This is a genomic window from Paenibacillus prosopidis, from assembly GCF_003337375.1.
In the GTDB taxonomy this organism is placed as follows: domain Bacteria; phylum Bacillota; class Bacilli; order Paenibacillales; family Paenibacillaceae; genus Pristimantibacillus; species Pristimantibacillus prosopidis.
The window spans coordinates 1-16,410 of record NZ_QPJD01000008.1; the positions used below are offsets into that span (position 1 = coordinate 1).

Consider the following 16,410-nt stretch of genomic DNA (forward strand, 5'->3'; position numbering starts at 1 on the left):
GCCCTATCGTCACCATTTTTTGATTTGAAACATGATTTTCACTACAAGAGTGCTATCTAAGTAATAAGCTTACCTACTTTTGAGACAACCCCTTTTTTTGTGGTAAAAAACTGGCGGATCTACTATTTTTAACGAATGATTGCCAATTAACGATATATCGTATAGAATTTTAATCAATACGATATATCGTTAACGGAGGCGGACATAGAATGAAAGAGGATTGGCAGCTAGAGGAACAATTGTTTTTGAACCATGGAAATGAAAGGGAAACGAACGGCTCAGGAAGACGGTATTTCAGCCGCGGAGGAGTCAAATATGCTTTGTTGGAGCTGCTCGAGCAGGAAAGCATGCATGGCTACCAAATGATGAAGGCGCTGGAGGATCAATCAGGAGGCACCTACAAGCCGAGTGCGGGATCCATTTATCCTACCTTGCAAATGCTGCGGGACCAGGGATTCGTCGAAGCTTCGAAGCTGGATGGAAAGAAGGTATTCCATATTACGGACGCCGGCCGGACTTACCTGCTTGAAGAGAAAAATAACACCGAAAGCACCGACAATGGATACGACCGGCGGGAGCAGGGCGATGCCGAAGAAGAGAATGGTGCTTGCGACCGAACCAGAAGAAATCGAAGGCTGACACCGAAGGGCAAGGAGCTGCTGCATCTGTTGAAAGCGGCTGAGAGAGCAGCGATGAGCAACGGAGTCAAGGCTATTCAGCTGCGAACTATACTGGAAAATCTGCGTTTTTCGCTTCGTCAATTATCAGTGGAACCGGAGAACGGCAGTGAAGAGGGGGAGTCTTGATTGAGCGATAACTACAATTCGGCTCACACCTTCAGACCTGGCGGCGGCATGGGCGGCATGAGAAGGTTCGGAACCGGCGAGAAGGCAAAGCCTGCAAGCATATACAGCATGTTTGTACGGATTTATACGCATGCCCGGCTGGAATGGCCGTCGTTAATTGCTGCGGTCGTTTGCGTTATTGCGGTTTCTTTACTCGAATTTGTTGTTCCTCAATTAACGCGATTCACCATCGATCACCTTATTCCAAATAAACGTTTCGACCGGCTGTTTCTCATCGGTGGAGGAGTTCTTGGTGCGGCGATAGCGCTGGGCGGACTTCGTTTTATAAGCACCTCTCTCATGGCCTCAATCGGACAAAAAGTGCTCTACAACCTTCGCAACGATTTGTACCGTCACATGCAAAGCTTGGATGTCTCCTTCTTTGACCGCAACCGTACCGGCGACCTGATGTCGCGCGTTACCAATGACGTGAGTATTCTCCAGCAAATGATTTCGTCCAGCATGATGCAATTATTTACCGATTTCTTTACGTTTACGGCCATTGCGATTTATATGCTGTGGATTGATTGGAGGCTCACGCTGCTTCTGCTCGCAACCTTCCCATTTATGATATTGACGACGAGGGTGTTCGGCAAAAGAATGCGATCCTCGTTTCGAACGGTGCAGGAGTCGGTTGCGGATGTCAGCGACCATTTGCAAAACTCGTTGACCGGCATCCGGCTGATCAAATCGTTTACTGCCGAGTCCTATGAGTCCGAACGGTTTTCCGAGCGAACCCGGAAGAACATGGATGCCAATATCCAGGTGGTCCGCTTGCGGGCCGCTTATGAGCCTATTATAGATTTTCTAAACTATATCGGTCTGGCTATCGTGCTCGTATTTGGCGCCTGGCTTGCGATGAAGGATCAAATGACCGTGGGCACGATCGTTGCTTTTATTGCCTATTTGCGGCTGCTGCAAAATCCGATTCGTCATTTTAGCCGAATCATTAATACGATCCAGCAATCGGCTGCTGCCTATGAACGAATTATGGAGGTTATAAATACGAAGGCAGAGATTATCGAGAAGAAAGGAGCGATCGCGCTGCCGCCGCTGCGCGGGCATATTGCATTCAGCAGCGTAAGCTTTGCCTATTCCAACGAATCGAAAGTTCTGGATGCGTTCAGCCTGGAGCTGGAAGCGGGAAAGGTTACGGCGCTGGTTGGATCATCCGGTTCAGGAAAAACAACGATTGCGCATCTAATTGCTAGATTTTATGATCCGCAGGACGGAGTAATTACGATAGACGGATATTCGCTGAAGGATGTTACGCTGGATTCCTTACGGGAGCAGATCGGAATTGTATCGCAGGATATTGTATTGTTTAACGGTACGATTGGCGAGAACATCAAATACGGCAAGCATGATTCGACAGAGGCTGAAGTGATTGCGGCAGCCAAAGCGGCCAATGCCAGCGGCTTTATTGAATCGTTTCCGCAAGGTTACGATACGCAAATCGGCGAACGGGGAGTGAAGCTTTCTGGTGGGCAGAAGCAGCGGCTATCCATTGCAAGAGCCATTTTGAAAAATCCGCGGGTCATTATTCTTGATGAAGCCACTTCGTCGCTCGATACCGAATCAGAACAGTATATTCAGGATGCTCTTGCGCAATTGCTGCGAGGACGCACTTGCCTGGTTATTGCGCATCGTCTTTCAACGATTCAGCAGGCGGATCAAATTTATGTTCTGGAGCAGGGCTGCATCGTCGAGAACGGGACGCATGATGAGCTGCTTCGCCGCCAAGGGCGGTATAGCCAGCTGTACGAATTGCAGTTTCCGCAAACGGATGCAGCGCAATAACACTACCGCAATTAGGAGGTGGTCATATTTGAAACCAAAAAGGATACTGGCAGATTTTTTTCGGAAGTCGTGGTATGTGTATCTGATCTCTATATTTCTACATTTGATATCCAACAGCATTAACGTTTTTTTTCCAAAGGTATTGGGCCAGTTTACGGATAAGCTGCAAATCGGGGGATTAACGCGGGATTTGATCGTCGATTACAGCTTGCTGCTGCTGGTCATAGGCGTCGGCCATGTGCTTTTTAACGGCTTAGCTATGTACTTAATTATGTATGTGGGCAGAAGGTTTGAATTTTTCGTCCGGAGAGGCTTATTCAAGCATTTTACGGAAATGAGCGAGCGGTTTTATTCGAGGAACGGTGTCGGCAAGCTGCTCAGCTACTTTATGAACGATGTGACCGCGGTTCGGGAGTCGATCTCCATGGGGATCAACCAGGCAGCGAATGCAACAATGCTGCTTGTTGCCGCCGTTACGATGATGCTGCTCATCGATATTCCTTATTATTTGATTTTGGCTTCCGTATTCCCGCTATTGCTTATTCCCGTCATTGTCGTCTATCTGGGACCGATCATTAGGCGGCGGTCGTTAAAGGTGCAGGAAGCGCTCGGAACGATGACGGAAACGGCTGAAGAGCAGTTCGGCGGCATTCGGGTAACGAAGAAGTTCGCAGTAGAGCCAATAATGAATGAGCGTTTTGGCAAAACGGTCGAGCAAATCCGGCATCATCAATTGCGCTTGGTACGAGTCTCATCTTTCTTTCAAGCTTTGATTCCATTTCTAGGGGCAATCGCTTTGGTCGTCGCGCTTGCCTTCGGCGGCTACTTGACAATTTCGAAGCAAATTACGCTTGGCAATTTCGTTGCTTTAACGCTCTATATAAGGATGCTGATGAATCCGCTTCAACAAATCGGAAATGTTATTAATTCGATCCAGCGCTCCCGCGCTTCTCTCGAACGATTAAATGAGCTGCTGTCGCAAAAGTCGGATATCATGGAGCTGGAAAACGCGAAGGCCGTGGATCTGAGCGATGCGGGCATTCGCATTCAAAACTTATCATTTTCATATGAAAAGACTTCCAATAAGGTGCTTAGAGACATTAACCTCAATATTAGACCAGGCTCGACGCTTGGCATCATCGGTCGAACGGGCAGCGGCAAGACAACGTTGATGAAGCTTTTGCTGCGTACCTATGATCCGCCGCCGGGAACCGTATGGTTCGGCAATACGGATGTGAGAGAGATGACGCTTGAAAGCTTGCGGAGTCAGATAGCCTACGTTCCGCAGGACGGCTTTTTATTCAGTACGACAATAAGAGAAAATATTGCTTTCTATGAGCGCGATACGGAAATGGAATATGTCGAGGCTGCCGCGCGGCATGCCCAAATTTATGACAATATCGTCGATTTGCCAAATCAGTTCGAAACAAGGCTTGGAGAGCGCGGACTTACTTTGTCCGGCGGCCAGCGGCAGCGTACCAGCTTAGCCCGTGGGCTAATCAAGAACGCTCCGGTCATGATTCTCGATGATAGCGTCAGCGCGGTGGATGCCGTGACGGAAAAGGATATTATCGAGTCGATACAAAAAGAAAGAAGCGATAAAACAACCATTATTATCGCTCACCGAATCAGCGCGATTAAGCACGCTGATGAAATCATAGTGCTCGATGACGGCGTGATTGTGCAGCGCGGCACTCACATGGAGCTGCTCGCGATGCAGGGACTCTATGCGACACTTCATGCCATACAGGAGGAGGGGAGCCAACATGCGACCGGCACAAGCCATTCATAATTGGCAGACGGATCAGAAGGCGGATCCCAATCTGCCGGAACAGAAGCCGCAATATGTTTCGGCCTTTCGCGCGCTGTCAGGTTATGTTAGACCGCATATTTGGGCATTTATCGGCGTTTTTTGCTGTACGTTAATTGCCATTTTATCGGATTTGCTGCAGCCTTTTTTGATGAAGATCGCGATTGACGACAATTTGCTGGCGGGCAGGAATGATTATAAAGGTTTGTTGACCATTTGCGCCGTTTATTTGGGATTATCGTTGTCCAGCTTGTTGTTCACGTATTTGCAGAGCAATTTGCTCCAGCATATCGGCCAAAGCATCGTGGCGCGCGTTCGTAAGCAGCTGTTCGGCCATATCATGAAACAATCGATGCGGTATTTCGACCGCATGTCCAGCGGCAGTCTGATCACGCACGTATCCAGCGACACGGAGGCGCTGAACCAGTTTTTTAGTCAGGTGCTGCTGAGCTTGTTCAGAGACGGATTGACGCTGCTATTCATAATCGTCATGATGTTTCAGCTTGATACGACATTAGCTCTCTATTGTTTAATTTTATTGCCGATCATATCGCTCATCGCCATTGCCTTCCGCTCATTCATGAGAACGACCTATCAGCTCGCAAGAACGAGATTATCCCGTCTGGTGGCGTTTGTGGCAGAAAACTTGTCCGGCATGAATCTTGTACAGGTATTTCATCAGCAGAAGGAGCAGGAAAAGCAATTCAACGAGCGTAACGGCTTGTATTTTCAAGCGAATATCCGGGAAATACGGACAAATGTCGTTTTCGGCAGAACCTTTGACATATTGAGTAATTTATCGATTGCATTCGTGACATGGATCGGCGGAAACGCTGTTCTCGGTCAAAATCTTGAATTTGGCGTATTGTATGCCTTCATTACTTATATCAGGCAATTTTTTCAGCCGATCAATACGATTACCCAGCAATGGAATACGCTGCAATCGGCTACCGTCGCCATTACCCGGATTTGGTCGGTATTCGCGAACAAGCCGGACATTACGGATCGCAAGCCTGAACACGCGGAAACGCAATACTCGGAGGATGATTGGGAAGGCCCGCAAGCTAGCCTTAGCATTGATAGGGTAAAGGGCCGTATCGATTTTGATGATATTTCCTTCTCCTACGAAGAGGGCGTACCGATCATCCGCAATTTGGATTTGCATATTAATCCCGGAGAGCTTATAGGCGTGGTTGGAACGACCGGTGCCGGCAAAAGCTCGCTGATCAGCCTATTATGCCGTTTCTATGACGTAAGGGAAGGAAGCATCCAGATTGACGGTACGGATGTGAGAGATATCCCGCAGGCCACCTTGCATCGGTTGGTGGGGCTGGTGCAGCAGGAGCCCTATCTCTATTCGGGCAGCATTATTGATAATGTAAGAATGTTCGACGATACGATTTCCCGTGAGGAGGTTATTCAGGCTTGCGAGTTTGTAGGAGCCAATTCCATCATTCAGAAGCTTAAGGATGGTTATGATACGAAGCTTTCGGAGCGGGGCAGCGGATTGTCCGCCGGCGAGCGCCAGTTGATTTCGTTTGCGAGAATTATTGTGTTCAAGCCGAAGGTTCTTATTTTGGATGAGGCGAGCGCCAATCTGGATTCGCATACCGAGCAATTGATCCAAAACGCTCTACATGTGGTATCTCAAAATCGGACGACGATTGTCATTGCCCACCGGTTGTCGACCATCATGCAGGCTGACCGGATTATTGTCATGAGCCATGGAGAAATCGTGGAGCAGGGGAATCACCAACAGCTGCTGGAGCAAGAGGGACATTACCTTGAACTGTATCAGCACTCGCAGGGTAATATAGCGGTGTAGCGGTTATATAAGGGATGATGATTTTAAGGTTCCATTTATCACCGCTAGCTGCTTGCGGGACTACACGACGACAATAAAAACAGTCGCAGAGTACCGGCGGTCATGTCGGTGCCCTGCGACTGTTTGGCGCGTATCGGATCGAAAAACTTAGTTCATTGGGCTTCCTCGTCGGCCGAGGGACCGTAGATGCCAGGCACCGGAATATCGAGAAGCCGCAAGTATACCCCGAGCTGCGCCCGGTGGTGGATCATGTGGCTTAATCCGAAGGTGCGGAGCGCGATCGCCCGCGGCTCGCGGAGGATGATATGGTCGCCGTGGCGCAGCGTCCATTCCTCGCCGAGCGTTTTCTCGTCGCATTCGGCGAGCAACTTTTCAAACTTACCGACGTTCGCGTCGAACTCCTCCAGAACGTCAGCGGGTTTTTCCAAAGGCTCCCGCCGCAGCGGCACGGTCGAAAGATCGAACTCCGGATACTGAAAAATCGCGATTTGCCAGTTCAGCAGGTTGATCAGGTGTGTGGCCAGCCCGCCGAGCGCCATCGATTTCTCGTGCGGCTTCCATGACATATGCTCCTCGGGCAAGCGTTCCAGAATGCGGCGCGTAGTGGCAAGTTCATGCGCTACGTCGCCGACGATCAGTTGTTTGACCATAAATTCCTCTCCTCCCTTATGGTTTAGCATACTATAAATTCCAGTCGAGTGGAAAGCTCTCTGGTTAACCGAATATGATAACGAACGAACGGCTGCCTTTTCCACGTTAACGGGAAGGATTGTTATAATATTTAGTATAATATAAATGATGGTATCTCTATTAGAGTTGACAACTCTAGAATCAGGAAAGTTAGCGTAAATAGTTACATATCGACAAGGAGGCTGGCCGATGCAGTTATCAACGGAATGGATACGATACGGAGAACAAGGAAAGTACCGCGGTTATGCCGCAAGGCCGGCATTCGTGAGGGAGCCGCTGCCGGCCGTCATCGTTCTTCAGGAAATTTGGGGCGTGGACGAGCATATACAGGACGTGACGCGGCGTATTGCCGAAGCCGGATATGCCGCATTCGCGCCGGATTTGTTTGCCGAAGGCGGCAAAACAGAGGGGCCGCTCGCGCAGGAGAGAATCAGTGAGGCGAAGCAGTTCCTCAATACGATCTCTCCGGCACATTGGCGGGACAAGGAACAGCGGGCATTAGCACTCTCCGGGCTTCCGAAGGAGATGAGGGAAGCAATCGACGAGACGCTCGACCGGTTGTTCGACCTCGGAGGCCGTTTTCCGGCCTTTGTACGGCAGGCGGCAGATACTGCGGCATGGCTTCGCGATAAGTACGAGCATACGACCGGGCAGCATGTCGCATCGGTCGGGTTCTGCCTTGGCGGCGCATTGTCGGCGGTGCTGGCCGCTAATGACCGGAATCTGCAGGGAGCGGTCATTTTTTATGGCAACGCTCCCTCGGAAGATCTTATCCCCGCAATCGGGTGCCCGCTGCTCGGACTATACGGAGAGCTGGATAAACGGATCACTGATCAGGTTCCGGCTTTCGCCAAAGCGTTAAGAGAGGCCGGCAAAACGTTCGAGTACCAGATCTACGACGGCGCTCAGCACGCGTTCTTCAACGATACGAGGCCGTCCTATCACGTCTGTTCGGCTCGGGACGCCTTTGTGCGCACGCTCGATTTCCTTCAGCGCGTTCTGACGCGTGACGTCACCGCCGTCGACTGAACAAAGAAGGGGAGGCACTATCCTAAATATAACAGGTTCATACGACATACATTTCGACGAAGTCAAATTGATCGTGATACAGTCAAAAATCGAGCCGGAAGCGAACTGATTCAAACGAGTGAAGGCTAAGTGATTATAAGGGCTATCTATTCAGCTAACGGGGCACTATAGCTCATGACCTTTAAAAAGGCTACCGCGAAAAACGCGAGAAAAAACTGTTATTCAAGCAGTTTTTTCTCGCGTTTTTAATTTAAGCAAAGTTGTGTCTTGTATTAAAACAGTTTTATGCTGATTTTTTGGTTGGCTGTCTATTACAAAACCGTAAGCTTGATTAATTAGCCTCTTACCTATTAGAATTAGTAAAGCGGTCTAGTAGAGGGACACCGGTGCATTCACAATAGATAATAGAAAGAAGCAGATGCTGCAATGAGTATTTTTATACATATTTTATTGACGAACGTCCTTCCGATGGGCGTTATGATTGCACTTGGCGTTATGATTCACCGGGCGTTCTCGCTCGATATTAAGACGTTATCGAAAATGAACTTTTATTTATTTTCACCGGCTATCATGTTCGATTTGTTGTACAATACAGCCATTTCGATATCATTAATCGGCAAAATCATGTTCTTTTTGGTTTTATTTATGGTCGCACAATATATCATTGTTGAAGTTGTCATACGAATAAGAGGGTATAGTCCCGGCATGAAAAGCGCGATGCGCAACAGTGTGCTGTTCTATAATAGCGCCAATTATGGTATACCTCTAAACCAGCTTGCTTTTGCAGGCAATGAGAAAACGCTGGCGATTCAAGTCATCATCATGATGATGCAATCGCTTGTACCGAATACGTACGGTATTTACAATGTGAATGCGCATAAAGCCGACATGCGTGCCATCAGACGTACGATTCTTTCCATGCCTGTTATTTACGTCATACCGCTTGCGTTATTGTTAAGAAACTTCCATATTGACATTCCGCAGTCGCTATCCACGCCGATCGACTATTTATCGAATGCTTTTATTGGAACGGCTCTTATAACGCTTGGCGTTCAGCTTGGAAGCATGGAGTGGAAAATAAAGCGCTCGCTCCTGATCGATGTAAGCCTGTCAGGTATGCTTAGACTCCTGGTTGGCCCTTTGCTGGCATGGCTTATCGTGTGGATGATGGGAATAGAAAAGCTAACAGCAGCGGCGCTGATCGTATCCTCAGCCGTACCTACTTCGCTCAGCAGCGTTCTGCTTGCGGTGGAGTTCGACAATGAAGCGGAGTTTGCTTCGCAGTCGGTTTTTGTTTCTACTCTATTAAGCATAATAACGGTTACGGCCGTCATTTTCTTTTTGCAGCTCGACGTATAATGCTTCATAGGAACTAGAGCCTTTTTCTCGATATAAAATCGAAAAAGGGCTTTTTTACTGTGTTGGCACAATTTTCAAAAACTTGGGTGCTCCGGCATTGGAGAAGCTTACTCCCTTGTACCTTCATGCGTGTTTCCTTTAAGCAGATCCATCTTGTCATATTCGTTGTTGCGATATTCACTTGGAGACATGCCAAATGTCTTCTTGAACATACGCGAGAACAATAGTTGATCATGATACCCTACAGAATAAGCGACTTCCCTGATGGACAAGGAAGCCTTCTTTAATAGTTCCCTTGCTTTGTTTAAACGGTATTGGAATACATATTGTTGAGGGGAAATTCCAACTGCCTCTTTAAAAAGACTAGACATATATTTTCGAGTTAATCCTAATTCATTGGCCAAATCCTCTATGCGAAGTGACCTCGAGTAATTCGTTTCCGTGTAGGCCAGAATACGAGAAACATAGACATCCTTCCCAGAATCGAATCGCTTGAACTGGACATTTGAACCCACCGAGTCCATGATTACCGCCAAAAAAGAACATAAAGCAGCGGTCAGCCTAAGATCGCGGCTGCTGGCATGGATCAACTGGCTCGCTTCATACATCTGGCGGATACAGCTGCGAATAACATCGTCCTGCTCGCATGTAAAAACAGGTTGTTCCACAGAAAGTATAGCATTTGCTGCACAGTATTCCGCAGAAGCACCCTGAAACGCAACCCATGAATAGGTCCAAGGATCAGCTTCATCTGCGGCATAAGAAGAAATCTGATCCGGGTAGATTAAAAACCCTTGTCCACTGCTTAGCGTGTAAGTTTGATTTATAGTACGAAATATCCCTTTACCGCTATGGATATAGTGAATTTTGTAATGATCCTTGAGCGCCGGCCCCCAAGAATGACCCGGAGGACATTGCTGTGTTCCTGAATAAAACAGCTTTAAGTCTATATTTGAGCTATTGCTATACGTCGATATTTTATAGTCGTTTCCAAGCATCGTCTGCCCTCCTGCATCCTCTACTCCTATGAGAATGGCGACATTATACCATATTATAAAGTCATACAGCTATACCAATTTCTCTCTTGTAAAGGGTACAATGACGAGGATACAATCCATATGGCGAGGTGTTAACGATGACTTACAAGGCGCAAGAAGACCGATATACAGGAATGACCTATAACCGCAGTGGAAACTCCGGATTAAAGCTGCCGGCCATTTCCCTCGGACTGTGGCATAATTTTGGCGGTGTAGACCGTTATGAGAATGGACGAACGATGATTCGCAGAGCCTTCGACTTGGGAATTACCCATTTTGACTTGGCTAATAATTATGGTCCGCCTGCCGGTTCGGCAGAGGAGACTTTCGGAAGGATATTGAAGGAAGATTTGCAAGGCTATCGGGATGAAATCATCGTATCTACAAAGGCTGGCTATTTGATGTGGCCAGGACCTTACGGGGAATGGGGCTCCAAAAAGCAATTAATTTCAAGCCTGGATCAAAGCCTGAAACGGATGCAGCTGAATTATGTCGATATCTTTTATCATCATCGTCCAGATCCAGAAACCCCGCTTGAAGAAACCATGGCAGCTTTAGACTTGATCGTCAGACAAGGTAAAGCGCTCTATGTCGGGCTCTCCAACTACTCTCCCGAACAAACGATAGCAGCAGTACGCATCTTGAATGATTTGGGAACTCCCTGCCTCATTCACCAGGTTAGGTACTCCATGCTGGAACGGCGAATCGAAGAAGGTTTGCTCGATGTGCTGCAGGAGAACAAGATCGGATGTATTGCCTTCTCTCCCCTTGCTAAGGGCATGCTGACCGATAGATACCTTCATGGAATCCCAGCCGATTCCCGCGCAAACAGCAATAGCAACTTTTTAAATCCGGAGGAATTGACAGATGTGGTTCTTGCCAAAGCTGCAAAGCTTCAATCTCTCGCACAGGAGCGCGGACAGAAGCTATCGCAAATGGCGTTATCCTGGGTGCTGCGGGGAGGACGAGTTACCTCTGCTTTAATCGGATCGAGTAAGGTTAGTCAGATTGAAGACGCCGCAGCCGCCGTTCATACTTGTGATTTCACAGAGGAAGAATTGCAGCAGATTGACGCTATTTTGAATGAATAAGTGAACAAAAAAGCATTCCAACCACGAGAAATTCGTAGAAGGGAATGGTGGAGGCTGTTTAGCTCACGAATGGGCTCACGGCCTAGATTGGAACCTGTACTCGTATTCTCATAACTTAAGATAATTAAATAAATTTGCACATAAATCTATTTTTTTACACTTGTACGTACAGGTTGCTAGAGGGTAAAATGGAAAAAGATATAAATGTAAACGGTTTACTGGTAGATATTTGCTAGAGACGGAGGTTTGTCATTTCATGCAATCATCAACGGGCGATATGATCCGTGCAAGCGCTTTAAAACGCACGTTCGGACGTGGCATCGGTGCGGTTACCGTACTCAAGGGTGTCGATTTGTCGATCCCGTCGGGTCGGCTTATTGCTTTTAAAGGAAGATCCGGTTCAGGGAAGACGACGCTGATCAATTTGCTCAGTGCGCTGGATCGTCCGACGGAAGGGCAAATTACATTCGCAGGACGCGACTTGACAGCGATGTCTAACCAAGAGCGTGATCTTGTGCGGCGCAAGGAAATGGGACTTATTTTTCAATCGTTTGCCCTTATTCCGCTTATGTCCGCTTATGAGAATGTAGAGTTTATATTAAGGGTGGCAGGCGTGCCGGCGGGCGGCCGTAAGGAAGCTGCTATTCACGCCCTGGAGCAGGTCGGCCTGAAGTCGCGCATGCATCACCGGCCGTTCGAGCTTTCGGGCGGAGAGCAGCAAAGAACGGCAATCGCAAGAGCAATTGCACACAAACCGAAGCTGCTTTTGGCTGATGAGCCTACGGCAGAGCTGGATAGCCGTACCGGTTTGCAAATTATGAAAGTTTTTCGCGACTTGGTAGAATCAGCAGGCATGACCATCATCATGACCACGCACGATCCTGCCATTATGGAAATTGTTGACCATGTATATGAATTGGAGGATGGACAAATTGTCGCAAAAGCTTAAACCGGTGCTTGGATTTACATTCGCGCTGCTGATCAGCGCTTCACTTACAGGGTGCTCCTTGCTGCCTGCGGAAGAGGATGCTTTGAAGCCGCCGCTCGTCAAGCCGGCAGAAGAAAACTATCGAACCGTTACCGTTGAGAAGGGGACAATCTCGCAAGAAATTAATGGCAGCGGCAGTCTTGAATCAACCCATACGGAAATCGCGCAATTTACCGGCCAGGGAGGACGAATTGCAAAGATGCTCGTCACGTCCGGAAGCCAAGTTAAGAAAGGCGACGTACTCGTTCAGCTTAACGTTGACGGGCTGGATATTCAGCTGAAGGAGCAGGAGCTGTCGCTTGCACGTGCTAAGCTCACACTTAAGCAGGCCAAAGCGGGCGGTGACAATGATGCGATCAACATCGCAAAGCTTCAAATGGATATTGAAACTTTAAAGCTTGAACGATTGCAAGCGACATTCAACAGTAAACAGCTTGTTGCCGGCATGAACGGTCAAGTGACGTTCGTAGAGGAATTGGACGAGGGGGATTTTGTCGAGCCCTATCAGACGCTCGTCATTATTTCCGATCCTTCGAAGCTTCGCGTAGCGCTTCGGGTTGAAACGGGCGCTGAGATTAGCAGCGTCGATGTAGGCTATCCGGCAAAGGTCAAATTCGGCACAGAGGAGATAGATGGCAAAGTAGTACAAACCCCTTCCTCGGCACCGGCTACCATGAACGAACAGCTGCAAGAGCGTTATTCTAAAACATTGTTTATAGAAGTGCCGAAAATTCCGGGCGACGCATCGATCGGAGCGTTTACGGATGTGAAAATCATTTTGCAGCAGCGTGACGATGTATTGAAAATTCCGCGCAGCGGCGTTCGCAGCTTCCTCGGCAGAACATTCGTCAGAACGCTCGAGGACGGCAATAAAATTCGTGAAATCGATGTAGAAACAGGCATTAAGGGCTCTACGGAAATTGAAATTACGAAGGGCTTGGAAGAAGGCGCGGTAGTCGTTTTGCAGTAATCTAAACAATGGCTTTCACTTAAAACATTATTTGCGCCGACTAAGGTTGGCGTCAGTTGTTTACGCTTGGGAGGTTTTCGTGTGGCTTTGTTTGTCATGATTATTCGCAAAATGGTTCAGAACAAGTGGCTGGTCGCCAGCTTGTTTATCGGCTTGGTGATGTCTGTCGCTCTGGTAAGCAGCATGCCAATCTATTCGGAAGCCGTCCTTTCCCGGATGCTGGTCAAAGATTTAGAGACGATGCAGACCAAGAAGAACGTTTATCCGGGCTCGCAATATTCCAAATTGTTTTTCACCAAAGAAACACCGGAGCAGATGAATAAGATTTTCACGAAAGTGGACCGTTATATTCATAATCAAGCATCGGCAAGCTTCCAAATTCCAGTACAGGAGCTCGTAACCGATTTTCAGTCGAAGACATTGAAGATTAGGCTGGAGAACGATACGGAGACGAATAGGAATAAAGCATTAAAGTCGGTATCGCTGCATTCATTCTCCGAGCTTGAGGAGCACATTCAATTGACGGACGGACGGATGCCTGCAGAGCAGCCGGTCGACGGGGTTTATGAGGTGCTTGTTACGGAAAGAGCCCTTATTCAATATAAAACGGTATTAGATGCCGTTTTTGTTATCGATGATACTAAAATTGCCGGGGAAATAAAGTTTAAGCCGGTCGGCGTATTCGGGAAGAAGCAGGATGATGATCCATACTTCAGAGATTCGGACTTAAGCGAGCTAAGCAACAGCTTTGTTATTAGCGATAAGCTGGCTAAGCAGCATCTTTTGCAGGAAAGTCGAATTCCGCTCGCTTCTGTCGGATGGTTCTTCGTGCTTGATTATTCGAAGCTGGAGCTGCGGTACGTGGATGATTTTATCCAGACGACGTATAAGATTCACAATAGCATGCTTAACAACGTAACGACGTATCAAGCGGTCTCGGAAACGCCGGCGCTCGAAACGATCGCGACCTATTTGGAACGTGCGGAGCAGCTCAGGACGTTAATGTGGTCGCTCAACGTACCGGTTCTCATTATGCTCGGGTTCTATATGTTTATGGTTTCTAATCTGATCGCCGACCGACAAAAGAATGAGATCGCCGTACTACGCAGCAGGGGAGCGGCACGATGGCAGGTTATTACCTCCTATGCGGTTGAAGGCATCCTCTTGTGTGGTATCGCTTGCGCCGTAGGACCGCTGCTTGGAGTCGTTTTGACGGAGGTGCTCGGCGCTTCGAACGGATTTCTTGAATTTGTGCAGCGCGTTCGTCTTCCTGTAAGGCTTACGTCGGAATCTTACCGTTACGGTGCGATTGCTGCGGTTGCCTGCTTTGTTATTATGCTCATCCCAATCATCATTGCTACCCGTGTTACGATCGTTGGGCATAAGCAGCAATTGGCAAGACTGCTGAAATCACCGCTGTGGCATAAAATGTTTCTCGATGTCATTGCCCTTGCGCTTGCCATTTACGGGCTGTACACGTTTAGAAAGCGGCTCGCCGATTTGCAAAGCCTGGGACTTAATGCCGATGATCTGAATATTGACCCGCTGCAGTTTGTTGTGCCGGCCTTGTTCATTATGGGGGCGGGATTGCTGCTGCTAAGGCTATACCCTTGGGTGCTTCGAATCGTTTATTGGATCGGAAAAAAATGGTGGCCGCCGTCGGTTTACGCAACATTAATCCAGGTTGGCCGCTCCAGTACGCAATATCAATTTTTAATGATATTTCTTATTATGACGATAGCAACCGGCGTGTTCAGCGCCTCGGCGGCAAGAACGATTAACAATAATACGGAAGACCGTATCCGTTACGGCAACGGCGCGGAGATCGTGCTGAGCTCGCAATGGGTAAACGATGCTCCGCCGCCGCCTCCGCCGGGAGCGCCTGTGCAGGAACAAACGACACCTACACAAACGGTCGTTCATTATCTGGAGCCTGCATTCGAGCCGTTCAAGACTTTGAAGGGCGTCCAGAATGCGGCCAAAGTTTTTACGAAGGAAGAAGCATCCTTCAGCGTTAATGATGGTAACGGAGCAGCTACCCTGATGGGGATTGATACGGATGAGTTTGGAGAAACCACCTGGTTCCGTGACAGCTTGCTGGATTATCCGATCAATGATTATTTGAACCTGCTCGCTTCCGACTCGCAAGCGGTTCTCATATCGAGAACGCTGGCCGACCAGCAGAAGGTTAAACCGGGCGATACGATTTGGGTAGGCTGGAGCGATGTGCCGCAGCAGCCGTTCAAGGTGTATGGTATCATCGATTATTTCCCTACGTTTAATCCAAATCCGGCTATTGGCAGCGTTGATGTGAGTGATGAGGAAACGGCTTCTAATGCGCCAATGCTCATCGTGGCACATTTGCCTCGAGTACAGGTGCAGCTCGCTCTGGAGCCGTATGATGTTTGGATCAAGCTGAAGCCTGAGGCGACGACGGCGGATTTTTATGAAGGAATCAAGGAATCGGAACTGCCGGTAACGAGCATTGTGAATACGAGAGAAGAGCTCGTGCAGGCGAAAAACGATCCGTTCCTAATGGCTTTAAACGGGATTTTGACGCTCGGCTTCGTTCTGTCGATTCTCGTCAGCTTTATCGGGTTTTTATTATACTGGGTGTTGTCGTTACGCGGACGGACGCTGCAAAATGGTATTTTACGCGCAATTGGTCTGTCGCTTAAGCAGCTCATCGGAATGCTTGCCGTGGAGCAGCTGCTTACATCCGGCGTTGCTGTGCTGATTGGTATCTTGGTCGGCAACGTTGCCAGCCTGCTGTATGTGCCTAATTTTCAAATCGCCTTTAATCCGAGCAGTCTTGTCCCGCCGTTTAAAGTCATGTTTGATTCCGGGGATTTGATGCGTATTTATGTATTGGTCGGATTCATGCTGACTTTCGGTCTTGGGATACTGGCCTATATGCTGTCGCGTCTGCGCATTCATCAAGCGATTAAGCTAGGGGAGGATTGACG

Annotated in this window: 12 protein-coding genes; 10 read left to right on the forward strand and 2 right to left on the reverse strand. The window is 48.3% G+C overall.

Translation table 11 applies throughout. The features are described 5' to 3' along the window. The first annotated feature begins 209 nt into the window (after positions 1-209). The 4 genes from DFP97_RS13660 to DFP97_RS13675 are packed head-to-tail and all read left to right on the forward strand — an operon-like array spanning position 210 to position 6,280. Positions 210-806 carry a PadR family transcriptional regulator gene (locus tag DFP97_RS13660; protein ID WP_114380655.1) on the forward strand — a complete coding sequence of 199 codons (597 nt, stop codon included), beginning with the start codon at positions 210-212 and terminating at the stop codon, positions 804-806. Beyond that, complete coding sequence (locus DFP97_RS13665) at positions 807-2,645, forward strand: ABC transporter ATP-binding protein (protein ID WP_245976213.1); 1,839 nt, start codon at positions 807-809, stop codon at positions 2,643-2,645. It begins immediately after the preceding gene. A 28-nt stretch (positions 2,646-2,673) separates the two neighbouring features. Then, positions 2,674-4,437 carry an ABC transporter ATP-binding protein gene (locus DFP97_RS13670; protein WP_114380657.1) on the forward strand — a complete coding sequence of 588 codons (1,764 nt, stop codon included), beginning with the start codon at positions 2,674-2,676 and terminating at the stop codon, positions 4,435-4,437. Then, the gene (locus DFP97_RS13675; RefSeq protein ID WP_114380659.1) at positions 4,412-6,280 is read left to right on the forward strand and encodes an ABC transporter ATP-binding protein; all 1,869 of its coding nucleotides are present in this window, start codon (positions 4,412-4,414) and stop codon (positions 6,278-6,280) included. Before DFP97_RS13670 ends, DFP97_RS13675 begins: the two co-directional genes overlap by 26 nt. A gap of 152 nt (positions 6,281-6,432) precedes the next feature. Here the strand turns inward: DFP97_RS13675 and DFP97_RS13680 are convergent, their stop codons facing one another. Continuing rightward, positions 6,433-6,930 carry a DinB family protein gene (locus DFP97_RS13680; protein ID WP_114380661.1) on the reverse strand — a complete coding sequence of 166 codons (498 nt, stop codon included), beginning with the start codon at positions 6,928-6,930 and terminating at the stop codon, positions 6,433-6,435. Positions 6,931-7,159: 229 nt separating this feature from the next. Here DFP97_RS13680 and DFP97_RS13685 point away from each other — a divergent pair, with 229 nt between their 5' ends. Together DFP97_RS13685 and DFP97_RS13690 are read left to right on the forward strand one after the other, a co-directional pair. After that, positions 7,160-7,999, forward strand: a complete 840-nt coding sequence (locus tag DFP97_RS13685; protein ID WP_114380663.1) for a dienelactone hydrolase family protein — start codon at positions 7,160-7,162, stop codon at positions 7,997-7,999. Positions 8,000-8,425: 426 nt separating this feature from the next. Further along, a complete protein-coding gene (locus tag DFP97_RS13690; protein ID WP_114380665.1) occupies positions 8,426-9,358 on the forward strand; it encodes an AEC family transporter in 933 nt (310 codons plus the stop codon). A gap of 107 nt (positions 9,359-9,465) precedes the next feature. Here the strand turns inward: DFP97_RS13690 and DFP97_RS13695 are convergent, their stop codons facing one another. Next, a complete protein-coding gene (locus tag DFP97_RS13695) occupies positions 9,466-10,356 on the reverse strand; it encodes an AraC family transcriptional regulator (RefSeq protein ID WP_114380667.1) in 891 nt (296 codons plus the stop codon). 137 nt (positions 10,357-10,493) lie between these two features. Between DFP97_RS13695 and DFP97_RS13700 the strand changes: the two genes are divergently transcribed. The 4 genes from DFP97_RS13700 (at position 10,494) to DFP97_RS13715 (ending at position 16,408) form a co-directional block, all read left to right on the forward strand. Further along, on the forward strand, positions 10,494-11,486 hold the full coding sequence (locus DFP97_RS13700) for an aldo/keto reductase (protein ID WP_114380669.1): 993 nt from the start codon (positions 10,494-10,496) through the stop codon (positions 11,484-11,486). Positions 11,487-11,742: 256 nt separating this feature from the next. Continuing rightward, positions 11,743-12,435, forward strand: coding sequence for an ABC transporter ATP-binding protein (locus DFP97_RS13705; RefSeq protein WP_114380671.1), 693 nt, complete (start codon positions 11,743-11,745; stop codon positions 12,433-12,435). Beyond that, positions 12,419-13,444 (forward strand): efflux RND transporter periplasmic adaptor subunit, encoded by a 1,026-nt coding sequence (locus DFP97_RS13710; protein WP_181873512.1) that lies wholly within the window; start codon positions 12,419-12,421, stop codon positions 13,442-13,444. The genes DFP97_RS13705 and DFP97_RS13710 overlap by 17 nt, the downstream gene beginning before the upstream one ends. An 81-nt stretch (positions 13,445-13,525) precedes the next feature. After that, positions 13,526-16,408 (forward strand): ABC transporter permease, encoded by a 2,883-nt coding sequence (locus DFP97_RS13715; protein WP_245976215.1) that lies wholly within the window; start codon positions 13,526-13,528, stop codon positions 16,406-16,408. The last annotated feature ends 2 nt before the right edge of the window (positions 16,409-16,410 follow it).